Origin of the sequence: Pseudorhizobium tarimense (assembly GCF_022968135.1) — a bacterium.
Classification (GTDB): Bacteria; Pseudomonadota; Alphaproteobacteria; order Rhizobiales; family Rhizobiaceae; genus Neorhizobium; species Neorhizobium tarimense.
This window is the reverse complement of sequence record NZ_JALJRA010000003.1, coordinates 250,891-276,133: the sequence shown is the minus strand read 5'-3', so window position 1 is coordinate 276,133 and position 25,243 is coordinate 250,891. Positions and strand designations below refer to the sequence as shown.

The following is a 25,243-nucleotide window of genomic DNA, read 5'->3' as shown; positions in this document are numbered from 1 at the left end:
GCAGATTGCGGCTCGATCAACTGCGGTTCACAAGCGTGACGTACCGGAACTCCGGCACCCCGCTCGCATTATGCCCTTGATGTGCCGTGCAATTATTCCCACATCAGGCTGCGAAAGGAAGTCGCACCATGAAGCAACGAAACGCAAAGTTCACCATCGGGGAAGTGGTCCGCCACAAGGTTTTTCCGTTCCGTGGGGTCGTGTTCGATGTGGATCCGGAGTTCGCGAACTCTGAGGAGTGGTGGAATGCCATCCCCGCCGAGATCCGCCCGAGCAAGGACCAACCGTTCTACCACCTGCTCGCCGAAAACGATGACACCGAGTATGTCGCCTATGTTTCTGAGCAGAATCTGGAACATGACGGGAGCGAAATGCCGCTGCGCAACCCGCAGGTCTACCAAATCTTCGATGCCGGGCCGTCTGGCCGCCTCAAGCCGAAGATGGTCTTCGCTCACTGACTGCAAATGAAGAAAGCGCCGATGGATTTCATCGGCGCTTTCTTTTTCTTGAGCCGGTCAAGCTGGCTCGTGAGGCTTACTGGCCCTGCTTGGCAGCGTTCTGCGCGTCCTCAAGCTTCTTGCGCGCTTCTTCGGCCTTCTTCTGCATGCCTTCCTGGAGGCTGCGCTGGCTTTCGGCGAGCTGCGACTGCGAGATCGGCTCTCCGTCAAACGCGCCGGTGAAGCCGTTCAACGAGATCTTGATCGGGTTCGGCGCGCGGCGGAAGTTGATCGAGGTGAAGACCACCTCGCCGCCCTTCTTCAGGTTGGCGATCATGGCATCGGTCAGCGGAACTTCAGCCGTGCACTTGTCGGGAAGGCATACGGCGTAGTCGAGCTTTTCACCTTTGCCGCCATCGATCTGCATCGTGATGCCAGGAGGAATGAGGCGAGCGGTCGGAACCGAGACCTGTAGGATCTTGCGGTTGACCTTGCCTTCCACCGTGATGAGCCCGACGGCCGTGATCAACTGACCGTTCTGGGCCAGGTTGATGTTCTGGACAACGCAGAGATCGCTGTCATCCTGCTTGGTGCATGTCTTGAACCAGCCAAGTGGCGGGGCGCCGGGGCCACTCGCTGCGGGGGCGCCCTGCGCGAATGTTGCTGTCGGTGCGGACGCAGCCGCCAAAGACACGGCCAGCGCGGACATCGCCGTCCGCAGAGCGTTGTTTGCCTTGAGTTTCATAACGAAATCCGTCTCCTGAAATCCGTCCGGGTACGGCTTCAACCGTCCTCCCTCGGGGTGTCCTACTGCGCTCCACCTGTCGGCGAAATGAGGCAATTGAATGACCCGCATAGTCGTCCACCTGTTACATCGGCGCTGCCGGGATATCCAGTCCTTGTTTGATGATTTTTTGATCAGGCGCCATCGGCAGCAGGGGTTGGAGGTGGTTGCGGCGGTTGGTCGGTCGCTGCGGTTAGGGTAACTTGCGCCGAATCACTATGATCGAGCCGAAGGACCGCTCATGCGCCGCCTCCTCCCTTTTCTTCTCGTGGCTGCTCTGTCGACGCCGGCACTCGCGGAGCCGCGTCACGGCATTGCTATGCACGGCAAGCCGGCATTGCCGGCGGATTATCAGCACTTTCCTTACGTGAAGCCGGACGTGAAGAAAGGTGGCAGGGTCCGCTACGGCGTTGTCGGCACGTTCGACAGCCTTAACCCATTCATTCTGAAGAGCATGCGCACCACCGCGCGCGGCATGTGGGATCCGCAGTTCGGCCACCTCGTCTTCGAGCCGCTGATGCAGCGATCGGCCGACGAGCCCTTCACGCTTTACGGGCTATTGGCCGAGTCAATCGAGATGGACGAGGAGCGCAGCTTCATCCAGTTCAATCTCAACCCGGCAGCGCAATGGTCGGACGGAGAGCCGGTCACTCCTGAAGACGTGATCTTCACCATGGAGCTGCTGCGCGACAAGGGCCGCACACCCTTCAGCGGTCGGCTGACCCCTGTTGAGAAGATGGAGAAGGTGGGCGAGCACGCTGTCCGGTTCACCTTCAACGAGAAGTCGGACCGCGAGTTTCCGCTGATTTTGGCGACTGCTACTCCGATCCTCGCCAAGCACGCAACCGATCCCGAAACGTTCGAGCAGTCGTCGCTGGAGGTGCCCATTGGATCTGGTCCATACTTGGTGAAGTCGGTAAATCCGGGCGCGCGGATCGTCTTCGAACGCGATAAGGATTACTGGGGCAAGGACATCCCCGCCAAGGTCGGCTTCGACAACTACGATGAGATCTCGGTCGAATACTTCCTGCAGGACAACACGCTTTTTGAAGCCTTCAAGAAAGGCGTGGTCGACATTTACCTGGACGGCAGCCCCACGCATTGGGCAAGGGCCTATGATTTTCCGGATGTCCAGAGTGGCGCGGTGGTGAAGGATACCTTCCGGCCTGACTTGCCGACGGGCATGCTCGGCTTCGTCTTCAACACCCGGCGCCCGATCTTTGAGAACCAGAAGGTGCGCGAGGCACTGGCTCTCGCCTTCGATTTCGAGTGGGCGAACAAGAACCTCTTCGAAGGTGCTTACACCCGGACAGAGAGCTTCTGGCAGGGCTCCTCGCTCTCCTCTCTAGGCAAGCCGGCCGAGGAACGGGAGCTGAAGATCCTCGGAACAAATAAGGATGCGATCGATCCGGCCATTCTCGACGGCAGCTACCGTCTTCCGCAAACGGATGCGTCGGGCGGGGACCGGAAGATCCTGCGCCGTGTCGTCGAACTGATGAAGGAAGGCGGCTACACGATCAAGAACGGCAGGATGTCGAACGAAGATGGCAGCCCGCTGCGGTTCGAGATCATGACGCAGACGCAGGATCAGGAGAAGCTCGCGATCGCCTATCAACGAACGCTCAGAATGATCGGCGTCGACGTTGCCGTTCGCACCGTTGATGATGCGCAATACCAGTCGCGGTCCGGCACCTTCGACTATGACATGATCGTCAAGTCTTACCCTTCGTCGCTTTCCCCTGGTATCGAGCAGGTCGGACGCTGGGGCTCGATCTCACGCGATCGCGAAGGCAGCAACAACTTCGCAGGCGTTGCCGATCCGGCGATCGACCGCGCGATCGATGCCATGCTGGCCGCCCGCACCCGGGAAGATTTCGAGGCGGCGGTGCGCGCTTACGACCGCCTTTTGATCTCGGGCCACTACCTTGTGCCCCTCTACCACGTGCCGGAACAATGGGTGGCGCGGCGCAGTTACATCGGCTATCCAGACAAGACACCTCTTTACGGCTACCAGCTGCCCGTCTGGTTCGACACGCGGGCGCAGGACTGAACCAGCCAAACAAGTGACTGCCCATCTTAGAAAGGACGCGACCATGGAGCGCGTAACAATTGACGTGGTGTCCGACGTCGTCTGCCCCTGGTGCTACCTCGGCAAGGCCCGCCTGGAGCTGGCGATTGCAGAGGTCCAGGACGAACTGGGGGTGGATGTCAACTGGCGGCCTTACCAGCTTGACCCCGACGCGACCAGCGAAGGGAGCGACTACCGCACGCACCTCGTCGCCAAATTCGGGAGCGCCGAGCGGCTGGATCAGATGCAGGACAACCTGCGCGGACAGGGTCAGGAAATTGGCATTACCTACCGGTTCGAGGACATTAAGGTTCGCGCCAACACGCTCGATGCGCACCGCCTGCTGCATTGGTCCCGCATCGAAGGGCAGGACATCCAGGACCGCGTCGCGACTGCCCTCTTCAAGGCTCACTTCGAGAAAGGACTGAATGTTGCCGACCATCAGGTTCTGCTGGCGATTGCGGAGCAATGCGGGCTGGACCCCGCCCTGATCGGCAACCTCCTGGCAACCGACGCCGACAAGGACACCGTGCTGTCCGAGATCGATGCGGCCCAGAAGATGGGCGTCAACGGCGTTCCCTTCCTGATCTTTGACGGCCAATATGCCGTGAGTGGTGCACAGACTCCGGATGTGCTCGCAAACGCCTTGCGCGACATTGCGCGGATGAAGGCTGAAGCCCGCAAGGGCATGATCTAGGCGCCCAACGCAGCAGATGTCGACCGATCAAACGCTCAAGGGCGTCCTCTTTGCCTTCGCCGCCTTTGCGGCGTTCTCTTTCAGCGACGCCAGCGTGAAGCTCATCGAAGGCGCTCTCAGTCCCTACGAGATGTCCTTCCTCGGCGCCCTCTTCGGCGTCACTGCCCTCCCCTTCGTGATGAAGCGCGGCGACAGCGTGCTGGACATGGTTCGCACCACGAACCGCCCGCTCTGGTTTTTGCGAGCCTTTGCCGCCGCCTTCGGCACGATCGCCAGCGTGACTGCCTTCACCCATCTTTCGATGGCGGAGGCGTTCGCGCTGATCTTCCTGCTTCCCTCATTCGTCACCATCATGTCGGTGGTCTTCCTTAAGGAGGAGGTTGGCATCCGACGCTGGAGCGCCGTCGTGATCGGCTTCGTCGGTGTCCTCGTTGTCCTGCGCCCGGGACTTCGCGAGCTGTCCGTCGGTCATGTGGGGGCCGTCTTCGCAGGGTTGAGCGGCGCGATCTCCATCGTCGTCTATCGCGCGGTAGGTCCTCGCGAAAAAAGCATCTCGCTCTACGGTGCCGGCATCATCGGCTCGCTCGTCCTGTGCGGGTTGCTGGCGATCCCCGGCTTCCAATGGCCGAGCCTCCCGCACTGGCTGATGCTGGCCGGCTACGGACTGCTGGCGGCGCTGGCAACGATCCTGCTGATGTATGCCACGAGCTATGCTCCTGCGGCCCTCGTCGGGCCGACGCAGTATAGCCAGATGCTGTGGGCCGTGCTCTTCGGCTACCTGATCTTCGGGGACAGGATCGATCTGCCAATGGTCATTGGCATCATCCTGATCATTGGGTCGGGACTGCTGACACTCGCGCGCGAACGGGTGCGCGGCGTTCCGCTGCCGCCCGCAGTCGCTGCCGACCCGCAGGCCGGTGCCATGGCGACCGCCGAGACTGATCCGGAACGCTGATCAGCTCGGCTGCTTTGCCAGTTCTGCAAACTGTTTCATTATCTGCGCAGCGACCGTCAGCCGCTTTTCCGGCGTCGGAAGATCGCGCGTCAGGAAGACGCTCTGGTCCGGGCGGATCTTGGCCATCGTGCCCTGCTTGGCAATGTACTGCACCAGCGCTGCCGGATTGGGGAACTGTTTGTCGCGGAAGGTCACAACGATCCCCTTCGGCCCCGCATCCAGCTTCTCGACATTGGCGACGCGACAGAGCGACTTGACGTAGACGACCTTCAGCAGGTTCTGCACCTCGACCGGCAGCGGACCGAAACGGTCGATCATCTCGGCGCCCAAGCCGTCGATTTCCGACAGCTCCTTGAGCTCGCCAAGACGGCGGTAGAGGCTCATGCGCAGATGCAGGTCCGGCACGTAGTCTTCGGGGATCATGACAGTAATGCCGACAGAGATCTGCGGCGACCACCCGGTGTCGATGATCTCGTCGTCGCCACGCACCTCGGCTACCGCCTCCTCCAGCATCTGCTGGTAGAGCTCGAAGCCGACCTCCTTGATGTGCCCGGACTGCTCTTCGCCAAGCAGGTTGCCGGCGCCACGGATGTCGAGGTCGTGGCTCGCAAGCTGGAAGCCCGCGCCCAGCGTGTCGAGCGACTGCAGCACCTTTAGCCGGCGTTCAGCCGATTGCGTCAGCTGCTTGTTGACCGGCAGATTGAAGAGAGCGAAGGCCCGCACCTTCGAACGCCCGACCCGACCGCGCAACTGGTAGAGCTGCGCCAGCCCGAACATGTCAGCCCGGTGCACGATCAGGGTGTTTGCCGTCGGCACGTCGAGGCCCGATTCCACGATCGTCGTCGACAGGAGCACATCATACTTGCCGTCGTAGAAGGCGTTCATGATGTCTTCGAGCTCGCCGGACGCCATCTGTCCATGCGCGACGGCGACCTTAAGCTCGGGCACGTCCGACTGCAGGAACGCCTGCACATCGGGAAGATCGGACAGACGCGGGCAGACATAGAAGCTCTGGCCACCGCGATAGTGCTCGCGCATCAATGTCTCACGGATTACCAGCGGATCAAAGGGCGAGATGAAGGTGCGTACCGCCATACGGTCGACCGGTGGCGTGGTGATCAGCGACAGTTCCCGCACGCCCGTCATTGCCAGCTGCAGCGTCCGCGGGATTGGTGTCGCCGAAAGCGTCAGCACGTGAACGTCGGCTTTCAGTTCCTTGAGGCGCTCCTTGTGCTTCACCCCGAAATGCTGCTCCTCATCGATGATGAGCAGGCTCAGATTGGCGAAGTTGATGCCGCTGCCGAGCAAGGCGTGAGTGCCGACCACAATATCGACCTTGCCTTCGGACAGGTCATTCTTGACCTGCTTCAGCTCCTTCGCAGGCACCAAACGGGAAGCCTGCGCCACCTTGATCGGCAGGCCGCGGAAGCGGTCGCGGAAGGTCTTGAAGTGCTGTCGCGCAAGGAGGGTCGTGGGCACCACCACGGCGACCTGCCCACCATTCATCGCCGCGAGGAAAGCAGCGCGAAGCGCCACTTCGGTCTTGCCGAAGCCGACATCGCCGCAGACAAGTCGATCCATGGGCTTGCCGGCAGAAAGGTCGTCGCGGACGGAATCGATCGCATTGGCCTGATCTTCCGTCTCATCATATGGGAAGCGCGCCGCAAACTCGTCGTAGAGGCCGTCTGGTGCGGCCAGAACTGGCGCTCGGCGGGTGATACGGCTCGCAGCCACCCGGATCAGCCCATCGGCCATGTCAAGCAGGCGCTTCTTGAGCTTGGCCTTCCGGGCCTGCCAAGCACCGCCGCCGAGCTTGTCGAGCGCCGCTTCGGCGGCATCCGAACCGTAGCGCGACAGAAGGTCGATGTTTTCCACCGGCAGGAAGAGCTTTGCCTCGTCCGCATAATGCAGTTCCAGACAAGCCCGCGGTGCACCTGCGGCCTCGATCGTGACGAGGCCCACGAAGCGACCGATCCCGTGCTCGGCGTGGACCACCAGCGAGCCTTCGTCGAGCCCGGAGATCTCCGAAATGAAGTCTGCACCGCGTTTGCGCCCCTTACCCCGACGCACCATCCGGTCGCCGAGAATATCCTGCTCGCCGATGACGACGATGCCGTCGGCCTCGAACCCGCCTTCCAGGCTAAGTACGGCGGCCGCCGCTTCGCCCTTCTTCAGCTTGTCGAGTTCTGCAAAGCTGTCGATCTGCTTGACGCGCTCGAGCCCTCGCTCCTCGAGCACCTGAAGGAGGCGATCAAGTGAGCCTGCCGACCAGCCGGTGACCAGCACCTTTGCGCCCGAGGCACGCTTGTCGGCGATATGTTTCACTGCAAGATCGAAGACGTTAACACGCTCATCCCGCTCGTCTCGTTCCGCTTGAGATTTGGCCCAGCGGGGCCCAACCCGCGCATCCAGTTCGATGACGCGGCGGCTTTCCGTGTCGTGCTCGTTAAACGGCGTGAGACGGATGGCCGTCGCAGCATCCAGCGCTGAGGCAAAACCACTTCCGTCCAGATAAAGCTGCCCAGGCGGAACTGGCTTGTAAGGGGCAGCCTGTGCCGAGGTGCCCTTGCCTGTACTGCCATTGTCGCGCCGGGATTCATAATAGTCAGTGACAAGCTTCGAGCGTTCAATTGCTGCTTCGCGCGCAGTATGGTCGGTGACGATCCGGAAGTCCTCGAGGTAATCGAAGGCGGTTTCCAGCCGTTCGTAGAAGAGCGGCAGCCAGTGCTCCATACCTGCGTAGCGGCGCCCTTCGGAGACCGCCTGATAGAGCGCATCGTCGCGATTGGCGGCACCGAAAAGCGAAAGATAGTTCTTGCGGAAACGGCTGATCGTGTCAGGCGTCAGCGAAACTTCGCTCATCGGGTTCAGATCGAGGGAACGCGCTTGTCCAGTGGTGCGCTGGCTTGCGGGGTCGAAGGTACGAATCGTCTCCAGCGTGTCGCCGAAGAAGTCGAGCCGCACCGGCTCCTCCGTGCCGGGTACGAAGACATCGAGGATGCCGCCCCGGACTGCGAATTCGCCGACTTCACGCACCGTCGGCACACGTTCGAAGCCGTTGCGTTCCAGACGCGCCGCAATGTCATCCATACGGATCGTCGCACCCGGTCTTGCCGAGAAGGCCAAACTCTCGATTACCTCGGAGGGCGCGATCTTCTGCAGCATCGCGTTGACGGTGACCAGCACGATGGCCGCATGCGGCTTGCGCGCATGGGCGATCAGACCCGACAGGGCAGCAAGTCTCCGTGCAGAGACATCAGCGCTCGGTGAGACGCGGTCGTAAGGGAGACAGTCCCAAGCCGGCAGTGTCAGCACCGGAATGTCGGGCGCAACGAACCCGAGCATCTGCTCAAGGTCCGTCATTCGTTGTCCGTCAGACATGACATAGGCGACCGGCTGCCCTGCGCGTGCCATCTCCGCCAGCAGCAGCGCTTCCATGCCTGGCGGCACGTTGCCGATGGTCAGCGGAGCGGTGGCCGCTGCTATTCTCTTCGCATCGAAACCTGGAATCATTCTTAATGCTCTGCCTTCGCCTTCAGGCTGGCCGCTGTGACGGGATCGGAATCCGGCCGATAGGCGGAAATGCGAGCGAAAAGCTCTGTCCGAAGGTGATCGGGGAGCGGCTTAGCACCGGTGATCCAAGCATGCAGATCGTGGTCGTCCTCTCCCATGATCGCCTCGAATTCGTCGAGTTCCGTGTCCGTAAGACTCGCAATTTCATCTTCGGCGAACTGTCCGAAGACGAGGTCCATTTCTCGGATGCCGCGATGCCGGCAGCGGTACAGGATGCGGCGGCGGCGGGGTGAAAGGTCCGCGCTCGAGCGCGAGAGTCCGGTCATGTAAGAAGTCCTTGTGTGGCGAGGCTCATATAGGACGCAATTTCAACTTCGTCACCTTGCAAAGCCTGCGAATTCCGTCGCATTTTGCCAGCCATGCGCCCTGCTATTCTTGATCCTCTGTTCTCGCCCGTTGCCAACTCTCAGGGCGTCGGCCCGAAACTCGCGGATCTGATTGCTCGCGTGACGGGGCGCGAGGATGCGGATGACTGCCGGGTTGTGGACCTGCTTTTCCACGCGCCGACTTCGATCATCGACCGCCGCAACCGGCCCGGAATAGCGCTTGCACCTCAGGGCGCCATTGTCACCATCCAGGGACGTGTCGACCGCCATCAGCCACCGCCTCGCAGCAAGCCGAACATGCCCTACCGAGTCTTCCTGCACGACGACACTGGCGAACTGGCGCTGACCTTTTTCCGTGTGAAGGGAAACTGGCTGGAAAAGGCACTGGCGGTTGATGAGACAATCATGGTCAGCGGCAAGGTGGACTGGTTCAATGGCCGCCCTTCCATGGTCCATCCGGATTTCATGGTCAAAGCGACCGAAGCTGCCAACCTTCCGCTAGTCGAGCCCGTCTATCCCCTCACCGCCGGCCTCTCACCGAAGGTCTTGAGGAAAGCGATTGAGGGCGCTGTCTCGCGACTACAGGAACTGCCGGAATGGGTCGATCAAACGCTCACGCAGCGGCAGGGATTTGCTTCCGTGGCAGAAAGTTTCCGCCGGCTGCACGATCCGCGCGACGCAGCCGATGTCGATGCGAGGTCGCCAGCACGCCGCCGGCTGGCCTACGACGAATTCCTCGCTGGCCAGGTCTCGTTGGCGCTCGTGCGCCAGCGCCTCCGCAAAGTGCCCGGCCGCCCGGTTCGCCCCACGGGCGAGCTTGCGGATCGCATCCGCAACGCCCTGCCCTTCTCCCTAACCGGTAGCCAACAAGCGGCGATCGCCGACATCCTCAAGGACATGGCCGGCGAAGACCGGATGCTGCGGCTGTTGCAGGGGGATGTTGGGGCCGGCAAGACCTTGGTCGCCCTGATGGCGATGGCAGCGGCGATAGAAGGCTGCGGACAGGCGGTGCTGATGGCGCCGACGGAAATACTGGCACGGCAGCATCATGCGACCATCTCCAAGCTCGCCGCGAATGCCGGGATCACCGTAGAAGTGCTGACCGGCCGCACGAAAGGACGGGAGCGGGACGGTATATTGGATCGGATCGCAAGCGGCGAGGCGCAAATCGTCATTGGCACCCATGCCCTCTTTCAGGACGCGGTCAACTACCGCAACCTAACGCTTGCCGTGGTCGACGAGCAGCACCGATTTGGCGTCCACCAGCGCCTGCGCCTCACGGCCAAGGGCATCTCACCGCATATGCTGGTGATGACGGCCACGCCGATCCCGCGCACGCTGGTGCTGGCTGCCTTCGGCGACATGGACGTCTCGAAGCTGACGGAGAAGCCAGCTGGTCGCAAGCCGATCCAGACGGTGACGATTCCAATCGAGCGCACCGGCGACATCGTCTCGCGGCTACGAACGGCGCTCGCCGAAGGCAAGAAGGCCTACTGGATCTGCCCGCTCGTCGAGGAATCGGATGTCTCCGACCTCATGTCAGCAGAGGAGCGTTTCTCGGTCGTGGCAAAAGAGTTCGGCCGCGACGTTGGTCTAGTACACGGCCGGATGGGGGGAGCGGAGAAAGACGCGGTGATGGCTGCGTTCAAGGCAGGTGAAATCCGCCTGCTGGTCGCCACCACGGTCGTTGAAGTTGGTGTTGACGTGCCGGATGCCACCATCATGGTGATTGAACATGCAGAACGCTTCGGCCTGGCGCAGCTGCACCAGCTTCGCGGCCGCGTCGGACGCGGTGCCGAGGCCTCGACTTGCATCCTGCTTTACAAGGGCCCCCTCAGCGAGACGGGACATGCGCGCTTATCGATCCTGCGCGACAGCGAAGACGGCTTCCTCATCGCAGAGGAGGACTTGAAGCTGCGCGGCGAAGGTGAGTTGCTGGGGACTCGCCAATCCGGGACCCCCGGTTTTCGCATTGCAAACCTGGAGGCACATGCGGACCTGCTGGAGATCGCGCGCAAGGATGCGGCCTATCTCCTGGACAAGGATCCGGATCTGACCGGCGAACGCGGACAAAATGTCCGGGTACTACTATACCTGCATCGGCGCGACGAGGCGGTCAGGTTCCTGGGAGCGGGTTGACCGCCTTCGGCACAACGGTTGGCTGCAGCACCTTCGGCTTGTAGTCGGGCGCCAGCAGGCCGCCCGAGATCAGCAGGCGTGCACCCTCTTCCGGCGTCATGTCCAGCATAATGATCTTGCTGCGCGGCACGAACATCAGGAAGCCTGCGGTGGGGACGGGTGTCGGCGCGAGAAATACCGACACGAGCTCGTCTCCATTGTCGTTCAGACGCGCAGCGATCTCTCCCTTGGCATCACCGGAAATGAAGACCAGCGCCCAGGTGCCCGGACTCGGAAACTCGATGAGCCCGCATTTCTTGAAGGAGGTCGACTGCTCCTTCAGCACCGTCTCGAAGATCTGCTTCAGGCTTTTGTAGACGGTGCGCACCAGAGGCATCCGGTGCAGGACCGATTCGCCAAAGCTGACAATCGAGCGTCCGATCAGGTTCTTGCCGAGAAAACCGATGACCGTGATCAGCAAGATCGCGATCACCATGCCGAGCCCAGGCATGGCGATGTTGAGGTAGTTTTCCGGATTATAGCGCGCGGGGATATACGGCTTCACCCAGCTGTCGGCCCAGCGGATGAAGCTGAAGGTCAGCCAGATCGTGATGGCCAGCGGCGCGCAGATGATCAGGCCGGTCAGGAAGTTGTTCCGGAGACGGCCCGCAAACGAAATACGGTCTGGATTGTCACTCATGGAAAGCGGGTCGTCGTGTTGCACCGCGGCAAGCGGCATTGGCGTGCAGCATGCCGGATGCGGCCAACCGATGCAAGGCTCGGCCAGCCGCCGAAGACCCGCTCACTCGACCGTGACCGACTTTGCCAAGTTGCGCGGCTGGTCCACGTCCGTCCCCATGAAGACAGCGGTATGGTAAGCGAGGAGCTGGATCGGCAGCGAGTAGACCATCGGCGCGATGATCTCCGCCACGTTGGGAAGCGTGATCGTTTCCATCGTCGGGAGCTTGGATGCTGCAGCGCCCTTCCCGTCCGTGATGAAGATAATCTTGCCGCCGCGGGCAGCGACTTCCTGCATATTGGACACTGTCTTCTCGAAGAAGCGGTCGAACGGCGCGATGACGATGACCGGCATGTTCTCGTCAATGAGCGCGATCGGACCGTGCTTCAATTCGCCGGCTGCATAACCTTCGGCATGGATGTAGGAGATTTCCTTCAGCTTCAGCGCGCCTTCAAGCGCCAGCGGGTAGCTCGTGCCACGGCCGAGATAAAGCACATCCTTGTATTTCGACAGCTCGCGCGACAGCGCCTCGATCTTCGGCTCGATGGCGTTGAGGACGCCGCTCATCAGGCGCGGCATTTCGCTAAGGCTCCTGACCAACTGCTTCTCTTCATCGCTGCTGATTGTGCCCCGCAGCTTCCCTGCCGCAATGGCGAGAGACGCCAGCACCGTCAGCTGGCAAGTGAAGGCCTTCGTAGACGCCACACCAATTTCGGGGCCGGCAAGAATCGGGAAAACTGCGTCCGATTCCCGCGCAATCGTTGATTCCTTGACGTTGACGACCGCACCGATCTTGAGGCCTGCCTCCTGGCAGTAGCGCAGTGATGCAAGCGTGTCGGCCGTCTCTCCGGACTGCGAAATAAAGAGCGCAGCCTGATCTTTCGCGAGCGGGATCTCGCGATAACGGAATTCCGACGCGACATCGATCTCGACCGGCAGCCGCGCATAACGCTCGAACCAGTACTTGCCAATGAGTCCTGAGAGGTAGGCCGTTCCGCAGGCGGAAATCGCGAGGCTGCGCAGCGAGGCGAAGTCGATCGCTCCGCAGATCGAGGTCTCGACAGTGTGGTCGCCGAGATCAACGTAATGCGCGAGCGCGTGGGAAATCACTTCCGGCTGCTCGTAGATCTCCTTTTCCATGAAGTGCCGGTGATTGCCCTTGTCGACCATGTAGGCGGCGGACTGGCTGATCTGGCGCGGGCGCTCGACGCTATTGCCGTCATGGTCGAAGATGAATGCACCGTCGCGACCAAGGATCGCCCAGTCGCCGTCCACGAGGTAAGTGATCTCGTTGGTGAAGGGTGCAAGTGCGATCGCATCCGAGCCGAGATACATCTCGCCGCGGCCATGGCCGATCGCAAGCGGCGGACCGGAGCGGGCCGCCATGATGGTCGACGGATCATCCGCGAAGATCACAGCCAGCGCGTAGGCACCCGTCACCTGCTTCAGCATGGCCTGCATCGCCTCGCGGCGCCCCATCCCGTTGCGCAGACTGCGCGCGATCAGCTGGCCGACAACTTCAGTGTCCGTCTGCGTCTCGAACGTTACGCCTTCGCCGATCAGCTCTTCCTTGAGTTCGGAGAAGTTCTCGATGATTCCGTTGTGGACCACCGCGACACCATCGACGAAGTGCGGGTGAGCGTTCGTCTCGTTCGGCACGCCGTGCGTGGCCCATCGGGTATGAGCAATGCCGATTGTGCCGGGAAGCGGATTTTCCGCGAGCTTCTTTTCGAGGTTGAACAGCTTGCCCTCAGCCCGCCGACGCGCCAGCACACCGTTGTCGATCGTAGCAACACCCGCGGAATCATAACCCCGATATTCAAGCCGCCTCAGCGCGTCGACCAGACGCTCTGCCACCGGCTCCTTGCCGACGATCCCTACGATCCCGCACATTCAGATACCCCTCTGTTCCCGACGATCTGGCGGGATTTCTAGCCGATGCCGGCGTTGCTGCAATTCCTCAGTCGGTAACTTTCCGTGTCGTATCGTAACCGGTCAGTCTCCGCCCTTGACCTTCTTGTCCGCTTTCAGAGCCAGCGCACGCTCGCGGATCACCGCCGCACGGCCTGGCTTGTTCTCCTGGCGCGCGCGGCCGAGCCCCAGCGCATCCGCGGGAACATCTTCCGTGATGACGCTGCCTGATCCGACATACGCACCGTCCCCGACAGAAACCGGAGCCACCAAAGCCGAATTGGATCCAATGAATGCGTTAGCGCCGATCTCGGTAATGTGCTTGTTCACGCCATCATAGTTACAGGTGATCGTGCCGGCGCCGATATTGGTCTGCGCGCCGATCACCGCGTCGCCGATATAGGTGAGGTGGTTGATCTTGGCGCCCTCGCCCACCGCCGCGTTCTTGACCTCGCAGAAGTTCCCGACTTTGGCGTTCGCGGCCAACTTGGCGCCAGGGCGCAGTCGCGCGAACGGACCGATGGTCGCGCCCGTGCTGACATGCGCCCCTTCCAGATGCGAGAACGCGTGGATCACGGCGCCGCTCTCGACGGTCACATCAGGTCCGAAGACGACGTTCGGTTCGATCACAGCATCCTGTTCGACCACGGTGTCGAAGGCGAGAAATACGGTTTCCGGTGCGATCATGGTGACGCCCGAGATCATCATCTCTTGCCGGCGGCGCTCCTGCCAAAGGCGCTCGAGAACGGCAAGCTCGGCGCGATTGTTGCAGCCTGCCATTTCGGCTTCGGGCGCGTCCACCGCGACCGCGCGACCGCCGGCAGACCGGGCGATCTCCACGAGATCAGTCAGATAGTATTCGCCCTTGACGTTCTTGTTGTCGATCCGCTCCAGGAGGTCCAACGCCTTGCGACCGTTGATCGCCATGATCCCGCTGTTGCACCAGGTGACCTTGCGCTCCTCCTCGCTTGCATCCTTCTCCTCACGGATCGCAATCAGCTCACCGTTCTCTACCAGAAGGCGTCCGTATCCTGTCGGCCGGTCCGTGTGAAAGCCGATGACGGCTACATCGGCGCCGTTTGCGATCTGCGCACGAGCTGCTGCAAAAGGGCCTGCCGTGACGAGCGGAGCGTCGCCATAAGTGACGAGAATTTCGTCGAAACCTTCCCCAATTGCTTCGCGAGCAGCCAGCACGGCATGGCCGGTCCCGAGACGCTCCGTCTGCAGGAAGGTGCGGATGTTCACATCGCCTACCTTCGCCGCCTCGGCGACGGCGTCGGCGTCACGGCCCAGCACCAGCGCTACGTCCGCGATGTCGGCCGAAGAAACGGCCCGCATGACATGGCCGATCATCGGCAGCCCCGCGATGGGGTGCAGCACCTTCGACATCGACGACTTCATCCGGGTGCTGTCGCCGGCAGCAAGAATGACGGCAAGGCATGTACGGCTCATCGGAACTCTCTCCCTCAGACAGGCTGGCGGTTCTTAGCAACAAGGTGATTGAGATGCGATAAACGGCTTGTGACGTCCTGCAACAAAGAAGGCGCCACGAAGGGCGCCTTCTTCACACTCTTTGAGACTGTTTATTGCGGCAGCTTGTCGTCGACGCCTTCGACGTAGAAGTTCATGCCGAGAAGCGCGCCGTCGTCAGCCTTCTCGCCTTCCGCCAGCCACTGGGTGCCGTCCTGCTTGTTGACCGGCCCGGTGAACGGATGCAGTTCGCCAGACTTGATTTTGGCTTCGGTTTCTTCGGCCATCGCCTTCACGTCGTCGGGCATGTTGGTGTAGGGCGCCATGGTCAGGATGCCATCCTTCAGGCCGTCCCAGATCTGCTCCGACTTCCAATTGCCGTCGAGCAGGGCCTGAACGCGCTTGATGTAGTAGGCGCCCCAGGTATCGACGATCGCAGTGAGCTGGGTATTTGGGCCGGCCGCGATCATATCGGAAGCTTGGCCGAAGGCCAGAATCCCGCGTTCGGCAGCGACCTGCATCGGTGCCGTCGTATCGGTGTGCTGCGTCAGGATATCGACGCCCTGGTCGATCAGCGCCTTGGCAGCGTCGGCTTCCTTGCCGGGATCGAACCAGGTGTTCGCCCATACGACCTTCAGCTCGAAGTCCGGATTGACGGACTGCGCGCCGAGAAGAAAGGCATTGATGCCCATGACCACTTCCGGAATCGGGAAGGAAGCGATGTAGCCGGCGACGCCCTTCTTTGACATCTTCGCGGCGATCTGCCCCTGGATGTAGCGGCCTTCGTAGAAACGCGAGTTGTAGGTGGCGAGGTTTTCAGCCGCCTTGAAGCCCGTCGCGTGCTCGAACTTCACGTCCGGGAACTTCTGCGCAACCTTCACCGTCGCATCCATGAAGCCGAACGAGGTGGTGAACACCATCGCGCAGCCGGAACGGGCCATGCGTTCGATGGCGCGTTCCGCATCAGGACCTTCAGGAACGTTTTCCAGGAACGGCGTCTCGATCTTGTCGCCGAAATGCTCCTGGAGAGCCTGACGGCCGATGTCATGCGCCTGCGTCCAGCCGCCATCGGTCTTCGAGCCGACATAGATGAAGCAGATCTTGGTTTTGTCCTGCGCCTGGGCGCCGCCGGTGATCCCGCCCAGAAGGGCGGCCGTGGCGGCCAGTGCGATGATGAGTTTCTTCATTTCTTGTAACCTCTGTTGGCTCTAAGACTTCGATGCAGGTCCGGTCATCTCTCTGGAACGAAAGGCTTTCCGAGCGATGCGGGGGTGTTGATCAGCGTCGTGCGGCGATTATGCGAGATGATGATCAGCACGACAATAGTGGCGACATAAGGCAAAGCCGAAAGGAATTGTGATGGTATCCCGATTCCAAACGCCTGTGCGTGAAGCTGCCCGATGGTGACGGCGCCGAAGAGATAGCCGCCCGCGAGAACCCGAAGCGGACGCCAAGACGCGAACACCACCAGAGCGAGCGCAATCCAGCCACGGCCTGCCGCCATGTTCTCAACCCACTGGGGCGTATAGACGAGTGAAAGCTGAGCGCCCGCGAGACCCGAACAGGCACCGCCGAACATCACGGCGAGGTAGCGGGTGCGGATCACGTTGATCCCCAGCGCATGAGCGGAAGAGTGGTTGTCGCCGATCGCGCGCATCTTGAGGCCAGTCCGGCTCCTGAACAGGAACCAGTGGATGCCAATCACCAGAGCGATGGAGAGATAGAAGATCAGGTCCTGCCGGAAGAGCAGCGGGCCCAGGAATGGGATATCGCCGAGTATCGGAATATTGATCGGCTGCAGCTTGATACCGGGCTGGCCGACATAGCTTTCGCCGATCTGACCCGACAGCCCGAGGCCGAGGATCGTCAAGGCAAGGCCCGTCGCCACCTGGTTTGCAACCAGCGTCAGCGTCAGGAAACCGAAGAGGAGCGAGAATGCTGCTCCGGCTGTGATGCCTGCAACCACGCCGATGTAAGGGGAACCAGTGGTCTGCGTCGCGACGAATGCGACCACCGCCCCCATGATCATCATCCCCTCGACGCCGAGATTGAGGACGCCAGAACGTTCCGTCACGAGTTCGCCCAGGGCAGCAATGACGAGCGGCGTGGCCGCCGTGATGACGGTTAGAAGGATCGCCTCAAGCATGATGCGCAGCCCCTCCCCGCAGCTTTTGCGTCACGATCCTGATCCGGTAGTGGATGAGGGTGTCGCAGGAGAGCACGAAGAACAAAAGCAGGCCTTGGAACACCCTGCTCACCTTGTCCGAAATACCGATCGAAAGCTGGGCCGCCTCGCCTCCAAGATACGTCAGCGCCAAGACGAACCCCGACGCGATGATTCCGAGCGGATTGAGGCGCCCGAGAAAGGCGACGATGATCGCAGTGAAGCCATAGCCCGGGGAAATCGTCGGCTGCACATGGCCAATGGAGCCGGAGACTTCGGAGATGCCCGCAAGCCCGGCAAGCGCCCCGGAAAGCATCATCGAGAACCAGACCATCCGTCTGGCGGAAAAGCCTGCGAAACGCCCTGCCCGCTCCGATTGCCCGAGCACAGTGACCTCAAAACCCTTCAGCATGAAGCGCATCATGAACCACAGTGCCACGGCCGCAACCAGAGCGAACGCGATCGCCAGATGGGCGCGGCCGGACTCCAGGATCTCCGGCAGCACGGCCTCCGGCACGAAGGATTTGGTCTGGGGGAAATTGTAGCCCTGAGGGTCACGCCATGGTCCGCGCACCAGCCAATCGAGGTAGAGCTGCGCGATATAGACCAGCATAAGGCTGGTCAGGATCTCGTTGGTGTTGAAGCGCGTCTTCAGAAGCGCAGGAATTCCGGCATAGAGCGCACCGCCGACCATACCCATGACGAGCATCAGCGGCAGGATCATCGGAGAGTGCCATTCCGGATAGAGTACCGGCAGGATGGAGCCGGTGATGGCACCGATGGTGAATTGCCCCTCTGCGCCGATATTCCAGTTGTTGGAGCGATAGCAGATCGACAGGCCGACGCCGATCAGGATCAGCGGCGCTGCCTTGACGGCCAGCTCATGCAGCGACCAGACCTCCAGAAGCGGCTCCACGAAAAAGCTGTAAAGGGCGTCCAGCGGTTGCTTGCCGAGCATCCAGAACATGATGCCACCGAAGAACAGGGTCAGCACCAGCGCCAGCAGCGGCGACACGAACGAGAACAGACGGGAGGACTGAGACCGCCTCTGAAGTTCAATGCGCATGGGCGGCCTCCGAATGCGTGGAGTCGTGGATACCGCCCATCATCAGACCGATCTTCTCCAGGCTGAGGTCGCCGGCGGCGAAGGACCGCGACAACCTGCCTTCGGAGATCACCGCGATATTGGTTGCAATCTCCAAGATCTCATCCAGATCCTGGCTGATCACCACGACGGCCGAACCTGCGCGCGCCAGGTCGACAAGCGCCTGCCGGATGCGGCTCGCCGCGCCGGCGTCGACCCCCCAGGTCGGCTGGTTAACCACGAGCACGACCGGCTGGCGGTCGAGTTCGCGGCCGACAATGAATTTCTGGAGGTTTCCACCCGACAGCGAACCCGCCGCAGGGTCATCGCCGCTCTTGCGGACGTCCATCTCCTCGCAAATTCGTCTGGCCGCTGATCGCACGGCGCCATGGCGGATGACGGAAAGCGCCCCGCCCGAAAGGAGTGCTCGCCGATCCGGCTGGCTGCGGGCAAGGAGGAGGTTGTCGGAGAGAGACATCTCCGAGACGGCCGCATGCCCATGGCGCTCTTCCGGAACGAAGCCAGCGCCGAGCAGGCGCCGCGCGTTGATGCCGGCTTTGCCCACCGCATTGCCCCTGATGCGGATCGCATCATTGTCCGCCACCGTGTGTTCGCCTGAAAGGACGTCGAAGAGCTCGCCCTGACCGTTCCCTGCGACGCCGGCAATTGCCAGCACTTCTCCAGCCCGCACCTGCATGTCGATGCCACGAAGGGGAACAGCGAACGGCGTGCGGGCGGGAACAGAAAGGCTTGCCACCTCGATCTGCACGTCGCCGAGCTGGCTCCCCGTACCGCGAGATACGTCGGAGACGTCGGCTCCGACCATCATCCGCGCGAGTGAAGCCGGCGTTTCCTGCTTCGGATCGCAGGTGCCGGTCACTTTGCCGTGCCGCAGGACGGTCGCACTGTCGCAGATTCGGCGGACCTCCTCCAGGCGGTGGCTGATATACAGAACGGAACGTCCTTCTGCCTTTAGCTTGAAGAGCGTCTCGAACAACCTGTCCGCCTCCTGCGGCGTCAGGACGGAAGTCGGCTCGTCCAAGATGATGAGCTTGGGGTTCTGCAGAAGTGCGCGCACGATCTCAATCCGTTGCCGCTCACCGACGGAAAGATCAGCGACATGCGCCTTGGGATCGAGTGGAAGCCCGTATGCTTGCGAAAGCATGGCCGCTTCGTCCGAGATCTTGGCAAGCGAGATCTTCGGATCAAGCGAAAGCGCGATATTCTCGGCCACCGTTAGCGCCTCAAACAGCGAAAAGTGCTGGAATACCATTCCGATTCCGAGCGACCGTGCCTCGCTCGGCGAGCGTATGACCGCCGGCTTTCCGTTCCAGAGGATTGCCCCTTCGCTGGGCTCCAATATGCCGAAGAGCATCTTGACCAGCGTCGACTTACCGGCGCCGTTTTCGCCGAGCAGCGCGTGGATCTCTCCCGGAGCGATGTCGAGATCGATACCGGAACATGCGGCAAAGCTGCCAAAATACTTTGTCAGCTGTCGGACCGACAAGAGCGGATTACCCGCTGGCCCCTCCGAAACAGTCACTGAACCCCCTTGTTCACGCCGTCCCACCTTCTTTCGAGGCTTGACTAAGGATGCCGGCGCGTCCTGCTTGCGCGCAAGCGCCAGAACGTGGCGCTCGCTCGTCCATCATTGATAGCGAATTTGTTGCCCCGCACAACAGAAAACATGGCCTGCCAACAGCTTAGGTACGAGCCCCGAGTTTTGGGAATAGCTGCATGATGGCCCCGATGAAGTAGAGGTAAAGGCTGGAGGCCACCACGCCGTACACGAGCCAGTAGGGCGAGTCGAAATGCAAGAGGAGCGAGTAGCCGCTCAACACGCACCAGACCAGAAATATCCCGAGGTTCAGAGGGCGGAGCCGCTTCACCCGAACCGGATGGAGGAAATCGATCGGCAGGAACGTCAGGATCACCGACACGAGGATGACGATAAAGGCTGTCACCTCGCTCGCCTGAATCACGAAGAGCGTGAAGATCACCATGTTCCAGACGACCGGGAAGCCCGAAAAAAAGTATTCCTCCGTCTTCATGCCCGTATCGGCATAATAGATGGCGCTGGAGATCACGATTAGTCCTGCCGCTACGAAGGACCATGGCTCGCCGATCATGCCGCTCTGGTAAAGCGCGAAGGCCGGCAGCAGCACATAGGTCACGTAGTCGATGATGTTGTCGAGCATGTCGCCAGACCAGTTCGGCAGCACCTCGCGCACCTTCACCTTCCGCGCGATCGGGCCATCGATGCCGTCGACAAAAAGGGCAAGGCCGAGCCACCACCACATGTCGACGAAGCGGTTCTCGCCGGCAGCAACCACACCCAGAAAGGCGAGAAACGATCCGGAGGCCGTCAGCAGATGGACCGAGAAGGCACGGATTTCGGCATAGGGGACTTTTCGGTAGTTGAAAATTCGTCTGATCACGCGCTGTTCCGTACTTGGCTGTTGCCGAGCTATGCGGCCAAACCGGCGGTATTGCAACCGCTCCCATGCTGCTCTCCCGCGTCTTGCGCAAGAATTGCCCCTGCGCTGCCTCGTCCCATGGATAACCGATCGAGAAGGCTCTACATAGCGCAGAACGGCTGCTGACGAGGATTGTGACATGCACGACTATGAAATTGCAGTGGTGGGCGGTGGTCTGGTCGGCTCGGTAGCGGCTCTCGCACTCGCGCGGGCAGGCAGTAAGGTCGCCTTTGTTGCACCCGAAGCGCAAGGCCGCGACGAGCGCACCACGGCGTTGATGGACCACTCCATCCGCTTCATGGAGCACCTCGGCCTCTGGGATAGGATTGTGCCCAGTTCAGCGCCGCTCTCGGTCATGCAGATCATCGACTGCACCGGCAGGCTTCTTCGTGCGCCGACGGCGCAGTTCCGTGCGGCCGATGTCGGTCTCTACGCCTTCGGCTACAATATTCCGAACCGCGTTCTGCTGGAGACACTGCAGGAGGCGGTGGCTGCGGAGCCGAACATCACCCGCATTACAAGCACCTTGCGGACCGCATCTTTCTCGGCCGAGCAGGCGGTGCTGTCGCTGGAGAACGACGAGACCATCTCGGCTTCCTTCGTCGTGGCAGCCGATGGCCGCAGCTCTAAGACACGGGAAAGCGCAGGCATCGGCACACGCCGCTGGGCCTATCCGCAGACGGCGGCGGTCCTAAACTTCCAGCACACTCTACCTCACGGCAACGTCTCAATCGAGTTCCACACCGAGACGGGTCCTTTCACTCAGGTTCCCCTCCCCGGTCAGCGGTCCAGCCTTGTCTGGGTGGTGAAGCCGCAGGAGGCCAAACGCCTGCTGGCGCTGCCGCTCGAGGCTCTTTCGAACGAAGTCGAGCGACGCATGCAGTCGATGCTGGGCAAGGTTACTATTGAGCCCGGAGCGCAGTCATGGCCGCTGTCGAGCCTGATGGCCGACCGGTTCGGAAAGGGCCGCCTCGCACTGGTAGGAGAAGCGGCTCATGCCTTCCCGCCGATCGGCGCGCAAGGTTTGAACCTATCGCTGCGCGACATCATCGAGCTGGTCGAGGTTCTATCCGACAATCCGGACCGCCCTGTCCCGAGCGATGCCGGCGACCGCTTCAACCGCAGGCGCCGCTCCGACATCATGAGCCGCACCTTCGGCGTCGACGTTTTGAACCGCTCGCTGCTATCGGAATTTCTTCCCGTCCAGATGATGCGCACTGCAGGCCTGCATCTGCTCTCAGCCCTTCCACCGCTTCGCAATCTGGTCATGCGCGAAGGCGTTGAGCCAGGGCGCGGCTTCCGGGCCTTCGTCAACAGCCTAAGGGAAGAGGTCCGGCGGTAGGATCCGCGCGTTGATCAGGTAAAGCAGGACCGGCAGCGTCAGCACCGAAAGGGTCGTCGTGATCAGCACCGTTGCCGACGCCCTCTCCTGCCAGACACCATACTGCTGACTGATCACGAAGACATTGGTGGCCGTCGGCAGGCCCGCGAGCAGGACCGCCGAATAGACCCAGACCGGATCGAAGTCTCCAGCCAGCGACAGCACGATGTAGACCGTGCCCGGCAGCAAAACGAGCTTGGCGATCGACAGATAACCGATCTCCACCGGAACCCTCTTCAGTGGCCGCAGAGCCAGAGTGACCCCCATCGCAAACAGAGCGCATGGAGCAGCCGCCTGGGCCAGGTAATCCACCAGCCGCTGGCCGGCGAGCGGCACTTCTGCGCCACTGGCCGCAACGAGGAACCCGAGCGCGGTAGACAGGATGAAGGGGTGAAGCACCACCTTGCGCAAAACATCCGCCGCTAGTTTAAACGGCGGCCGCCGATCACCACCGGCCACCGCCATCATGGCAGGCGCGACGATGAAATGCATGGCGTTTTCGAAGCAGACGATCAGAGCCACCGGCACGGCCGCGGCTTCACCAAAGGCAAGCAGCGCGAGCCCCGGGCCCATATAGCCGATATTGCCGTACGCGCCCGCGAAGGCCTGGATGGTGGAATCGGCGAAAGTCGCTCGACGCAGGAAGTAGGTGATGGCAAAGAGCGCAGAATAGACCAGGTAGGTCGCACCGATGTCGGAGACGATGAAATCGATACGCGCGAGATCCTCGATCGGCGTGCGCGAAACGAGTTTGAAGAACAGGGCCGGAAGCGCTGCGTAGATGATGAAGGTGTTCATCCAGCCGAGCGCCTCTGCCGGCTGCTTCGTCAGTCGGGCGGCGGCAAAGCCGATCAGGATCAGCCCGAAGAAGGGCAAAAGCAGCGCGACGATATTGGCCATCTGTTCCCAGACATGCGGCGTTGCGGCAGGCGAAGGTCCGCCTTAGCCGATTTGCGTCAGGATTGGGAAGGTCTGCTGGAACCAGATGGCGACGTCGCTGACGAAGCCAACCATGAACGCAAAGCCGGTCAGCACGAGAAGCGCGCCCATGGCCTTCTCGACCGCACCCAGGTAGCGTCGAAAGCGGGAGAGAAAGCGCATGAAGGCGCCGGAAAAGCCGGCCGCGATCCAGAACGGCACGGCAAGCCCGAGCGAATAGATCGCCAGCAGCGTCGCCCCATCACCGACCGTCTCCCGAGATGCCGCAACGCCGAGGATGGCGCCCAGCACTGGCCCGATGCAGGGTGTCCAGCCGAAGGCAAAGGCGAGCCCCATGACATAGGCGCCCGATAGCGTCGCCGGCTTGCCCCCGCCCTGGAAGCGCGCTTCGCGCGATAGGATCCCGAGCCGAAAAACTCCAAGGAAGTTCAGGCCCATGATGATGATGATCAGGCCGCCCACCTTCGACAGGAGGTCGAGATGCTGGCGAAGGATCACACCGATCGTTGAGGCCCCTGCCCCAAGAGCCACGAAGACGGTGGCAAAACCGAGCGTGAAGAAGAACGCTGCTCCGAGGACTGCCTTCCGCGTATTCACTGCCGCAACCGGGTTGCCCTCACCCCGGAACTGGTCCACCGAAATCCCGGCCATATAACACAGATAGGGTGGCACCAGCGGCAGGACGCACGGGGAAAGAAAGGACAACGCCCCGGCAAGCAGGGCGCTCAACAGCGAAATCTCGGCGATCGACAACTATCGTCTCCAGCAACACGGCTCAACAGAGCAAAGCTTGCCTGCCTAAAGCACGTGCAACCTGCAATGCCAATCACCTTTTCGCGGGAAATGCCACTCACGTCGATCCGCCGCAATTTTCGCCGTTTTTGCGGTTGACCCGGAAGAGGCGTCTGCATATGTTCCGCGCACTTCCAAAGGGCCTTGCGCCCGCCAAGGGAGAGCGTAGCTCAGCCGGTAGAGCAACTGACTTTTAATCAGTAGGTCCAGGGTTCGAACCCCTGCGCTCTCACCATCTGGTCACCGCACATTTGAGTTGCAGCGGTCGGCCTCCGTAACCAAAGCAACGCCACTGCATCTCTGTTACACCCTGTAACGACTCTTCATTTGCGGCATTTGACGGTTGGGATTAGGCATTCGCTTACCAATAGCGTGCGCATCAAGATGCTGCGGCCGTGGAGGAAATGGTTATGCCTGAAGCGACAAAAGACCAAGAACGCGACGACCATGGGACGCGTCAGGGGGACGAGGTGGAGCTGTTTGATCCCTGGGATCAGGAGTTCCGCGATGACGTCGAACGTCGCAACGCAGAGTTCGACTTTAGAGAGTGAAGCTGAAGCAGGCGCCGGTCTCGCCCGTTGCCAGGCAGCCTTTGAGAGGCGAACATGAATACAGTGGAAAAGCTCCAGGGGATCGGATATGTCGTCGGCGCCGTAATTGTTGCGCTCTGGTTCATTCTTCCCCCGCCGGCTTAGAGCCGAAGAACGTTCGAGCACTCTTTCGCGAATCTGCCTTTACCTCGTAGACCGGTTGAGCCGCGCCTTGACTTTTGCTCTCGCATGGAACATATAGAGAACAGACGAGAGGTGTGAACATGAAGCGCACTGAAGAAGTTATTGAACGGGCTATGGCCGCCGTGGCAGCGTCGCGCGCGCGTCGCGAGCGGCAGGAACGCGAGCGCAAGCAAGCTTTCGAGAGGATCCAGGTTGCCATGTTGAAGCGCCCGACCTTGCCGAAGGGACTCCAGGTACCCGTCAACCTTCGATAAAGCCGATCATATGGTCTGGAACCTCTGGCGTCGTGTTTCATTGTGCGGGCGCGCCCCAAGGGCGCAGGAACGCGCGGCGATCATTTTTCTAGATGTGGCTTGCACCCCGCCGCGCGTTCCATGGTTCATGTGCGCTTCAGGTTCCAGCGTTTAGTGTTGGAGGCATGTCGAACAGAATTAGCGCCCTTGAGCCGGTAGATCTTGCAATGCTGCAACGGGTCCTCGACCGCACCTGCGGTGTGCGCCGCCTCGCAAAAGGAAGCTGCGAAGCTCGCGAGGTCGCCGCCCTCCTCATCGACCTGTTTGTGCATGGTGTTCGGCGAGAGCATCACCTGGCGGC

General features: G+C 61.4%; 22 protein-coding genes and 1 tRNA gene. 9 read left to right on the top strand and 14 right to left on the bottom strand.

The window, feature by feature from the left end:
- The first annotated feature begins 128 nt into the window (after window positions 1-128).
- Window positions 129-458, top strand: a complete 330-nt coding sequence (hspQ, locus tag MUU54_RS05280; RefSeq protein WP_247242984.1) for a heat shock protein HspQ — start codon at window positions 129-131, stop codon at window positions 456-458.
- A gap of 76 nt (window positions 459-534) precedes the next feature.
- Here the strand turns inward: hspQ and MUU54_RS05275 are convergent, their stop codons facing one another.
- On the bottom strand, window positions 535-1,182 hold the full coding sequence (locus MUU54_RS05275; RefSeq protein WP_247242983.1) for an invasion associated locus B family protein: 648 nt from the start codon (window positions 1,180-1,182) through the stop codon (window positions 535-537).
- Window positions 1,183-1,462: 280 nt separating this feature from the next.
- On the opposite strand from MUU54_RS05275, the gene MUU54_RS05270 reads away from it, so the two are divergent.
- The 3 genes from MUU54_RS05270 to MUU54_RS05260 are packed head-to-tail and all read left to right on the top strand — an operon-like array spanning window position 1,463 to window position 4,941.
- Window positions 1,463-3,271, top strand: a complete 1,809-nt coding sequence (locus MUU54_RS05270) for an extracellular solute-binding protein (RefSeq protein ID WP_247242982.1) — start codon at window positions 1,463-1,465, stop codon at window positions 3,269-3,271.
- A gap of 43 nt (window positions 3,272-3,314) precedes the next feature.
- Window positions 3,315-3,986 carry a DsbA family oxidoreductase gene (locus tag MUU54_RS05265; protein WP_247242981.1) on the top strand — a complete coding sequence of 224 codons (672 nt, stop codon included), beginning with the start codon at window positions 3,315-3,317 and terminating at the stop codon, window positions 3,984-3,986.
- Window positions 3,987-4,002: 16 nt separating this feature from the next.
- Complete coding sequence (locus MUU54_RS05260) at window positions 4,003-4,941, top strand: DMT family transporter (protein WP_247242980.1); 939 nt, start codon at window positions 4,003-4,005, stop codon at window positions 4,939-4,941.
- Here MUU54_RS05260 and mfd read toward each other — a convergent pair whose 3' ends face one another.
- Window positions 4,942-8,454, bottom strand: a complete 3,513-nt coding sequence (gene mfd, locus MUU54_RS05255) for a transcription-repair coupling factor (RefSeq protein ID WP_247242979.1) — start codon at window positions 8,452-8,454, stop codon at window positions 4,942-4,944.
- A 2-nt stretch (window positions 8,455-8,456) separates the two neighbouring features.
- Window positions 8,457-8,780, bottom strand: coding sequence for an FAD assembly factor SdhE (locus tag MUU54_RS05250; protein ID WP_247242978.1), 324 nt, complete (start codon window positions 8,778-8,780; stop codon window positions 8,457-8,459).
- 93 nt (window positions 8,781-8,873) lie between these two features.
- Between MUU54_RS05250 and recG the strand changes: the two genes are divergently transcribed.
- Entirely contained in the window at window positions 8,874-10,979 is a 2,106-nt protein-coding gene (gene recG / locus MUU54_RS05245) for an ATP-dependent DNA helicase RecG (protein ID WP_247242977.1), read from the top strand.
- Here the strand turns inward: recG and MUU54_RS05240 are convergent.
- The 8 genes from MUU54_RS05240 to pcsA all read right to left on the bottom strand — a co-directional run bounded on the left by MUU54_RS05240 (window position 10,957) and on the right by pcsA (window position 20,764).
- Window positions 10,957-11,658 (bottom strand): DUF502 domain-containing protein, encoded by a 702-nt coding sequence (locus tag MUU54_RS05240; RefSeq protein WP_247242976.1) that lies wholly within the window; start codon window positions 11,656-11,658, stop codon window positions 10,957-10,959. The two genes, recG and MUU54_RS05240, sit on opposite strands and share 23 nt — an antisense overlap.
- A 102-nt stretch (window positions 11,659-11,760) precedes the next feature.
- Window positions 11,761-13,590, bottom strand: coding sequence for a glutamine--fructose-6-phosphate transaminase (isomerizing) (gene glmS / locus MUU54_RS05235; protein WP_247242975.1), 1,830 nt, complete (start codon window positions 13,588-13,590; stop codon window positions 11,761-11,763).
- Between the two features lie 102 nt (window positions 13,591-13,692).
- Window positions 13,693-15,060 carry a bifunctional UDP-N-acetylglucosamine diphosphorylase/glucosamine-1-phosphate N-acetyltransferase GlmU gene (gene glmU, locus MUU54_RS05230; RefSeq protein ID WP_247242974.1) on the bottom strand — a complete coding sequence of 456 codons (1,368 nt, stop codon included), beginning with the start codon at window positions 15,058-15,060 and terminating at the stop codon, window positions 13,693-13,695.
- Window positions 15,061-15,191: 131 nt separating this feature from the next.
- Window positions 15,192-16,265, bottom strand: a complete 1,074-nt coding sequence (locus MUU54_RS05225; RefSeq protein ID WP_247242973.1) for a BMP family ABC transporter substrate-binding protein — start codon at window positions 16,263-16,265, stop codon at window positions 15,192-15,194.
- Window positions 16,266-16,309: 44 nt separating this feature from the next.
- Window positions 16,310-17,224 carry an ABC transporter permease gene (locus MUU54_RS05220; RefSeq protein WP_247242972.1) on the bottom strand — a complete coding sequence of 305 codons (915 nt, stop codon included), beginning with the start codon at window positions 17,222-17,224 and terminating at the stop codon, window positions 16,310-16,312.
- Window positions 17,217-18,308: an ABC transporter permease gene (locus MUU54_RS05215; RefSeq protein ID WP_247242971.1), complete on the bottom strand. Its 1,092-nt coding sequence runs from the start codon at window positions 18,306-18,308 to the stop codon at window positions 17,217-17,219. Before MUU54_RS05215 ends, MUU54_RS05220 begins: the two co-directional genes overlap by 8 nt.
- Window positions 18,298-19,869 carry an ABC transporter ATP-binding protein gene (locus MUU54_RS05210; RefSeq protein WP_247242970.1) on the bottom strand — a complete coding sequence of 524 codons (1,572 nt, stop codon included), beginning with the start codon at window positions 19,867-19,869 and terminating at the stop codon, window positions 18,298-18,300. Before MUU54_RS05210 ends, MUU54_RS05215 begins: the two co-directional genes overlap by 11 nt.
- A gap of 160 nt (window positions 19,870-20,029) precedes the next feature.
- Window positions 20,030-20,764 carry a phosphatidylcholine synthase gene (gene pcsA, locus MUU54_RS05205; protein ID WP_247242969.1) on the bottom strand — a complete coding sequence of 245 codons (735 nt, stop codon included), beginning with the start codon at window positions 20,762-20,764 and terminating at the stop codon, window positions 20,030-20,032.
- Window positions 20,765-20,942: 178 nt separating this feature from the next.
- Here pcsA and MUU54_RS05200 point away from each other — a divergent pair, with 178 nt between their 5' ends.
- On the top strand, window positions 20,943-22,145 hold the full coding sequence (locus MUU54_RS05200) for a UbiH/UbiF family hydroxylase (RefSeq protein WP_247242968.1): 1,203 nt from the start codon (window positions 20,943-20,945) through the stop codon (window positions 22,143-22,145).
- On the opposite strand, the gene MUU54_RS05195 is transcribed toward MUU54_RS05200, so the two are convergent.
- Both MUU54_RS05195 and MUU54_RS05190 read right to left on the bottom strand, forming a co-directional pair.
- Window positions 22,122-23,084, bottom strand: a complete 963-nt coding sequence (locus MUU54_RS05195) for an AEC family transporter (RefSeq protein ID WP_247242967.1) — start codon at window positions 23,082-23,084, stop codon at window positions 22,122-22,124. The genes MUU54_RS05200 and MUU54_RS05195 overlap by 24 nt on opposite strands.
- Window positions 23,085-23,126: 42 nt before the next feature.
- Complete coding sequence (locus tag MUU54_RS05190) at window positions 23,127-23,876, bottom strand: cytochrome c biogenesis CcdA family protein (RefSeq protein WP_247242966.1); 750 nt, start codon at window positions 23,874-23,876, stop codon at window positions 23,127-23,129.
- A gap of 198 nt (window positions 23,877-24,074) precedes the next feature.
- On the opposite strand from MUU54_RS05190, the gene MUU54_RS05185 reads away from it, so the two are divergent.
- From MUU54_RS05185 to MUU54_RS05175, 3 genes are all read left to right on the top strand, one after another.
- Window positions 24,075-24,150, top strand: a tRNA-Lys gene (locus MUU54_RS05185).
- 175 nt (window positions 24,151-24,325) lie between these two features.
- Window positions 24,326-24,466: a hypothetical protein gene (locus tag MUU54_RS05180; protein WP_247242965.1), complete on the top strand. Its 141-nt coding sequence runs from the start codon at window positions 24,326-24,328 to the stop codon at window positions 24,464-24,466.
- Window positions 24,467-24,729: 263 nt separating this feature from the next.
- Window positions 24,730-24,903 (top strand): hypothetical protein, encoded by a 174-nt coding sequence (locus tag MUU54_RS05175; RefSeq protein ID WP_247242964.1) that lies wholly within the window; start codon window positions 24,730-24,732, stop codon window positions 24,901-24,903.
- 125 nt (window positions 24,904-25,028) lie between these two features.
- Here MUU54_RS05175 and MUU54_RS05170 read toward each other — a convergent pair whose 3' ends face one another.
- On the bottom strand, window positions 25,029-25,235 hold the full coding sequence (locus tag MUU54_RS05170) for a hypothetical protein (protein WP_247242963.1): 207 nt from the start codon (window positions 25,233-25,235) through the stop codon (window positions 25,029-25,031).
- Window positions 25,236-25,243 lie beyond the last annotated feature (8 nt).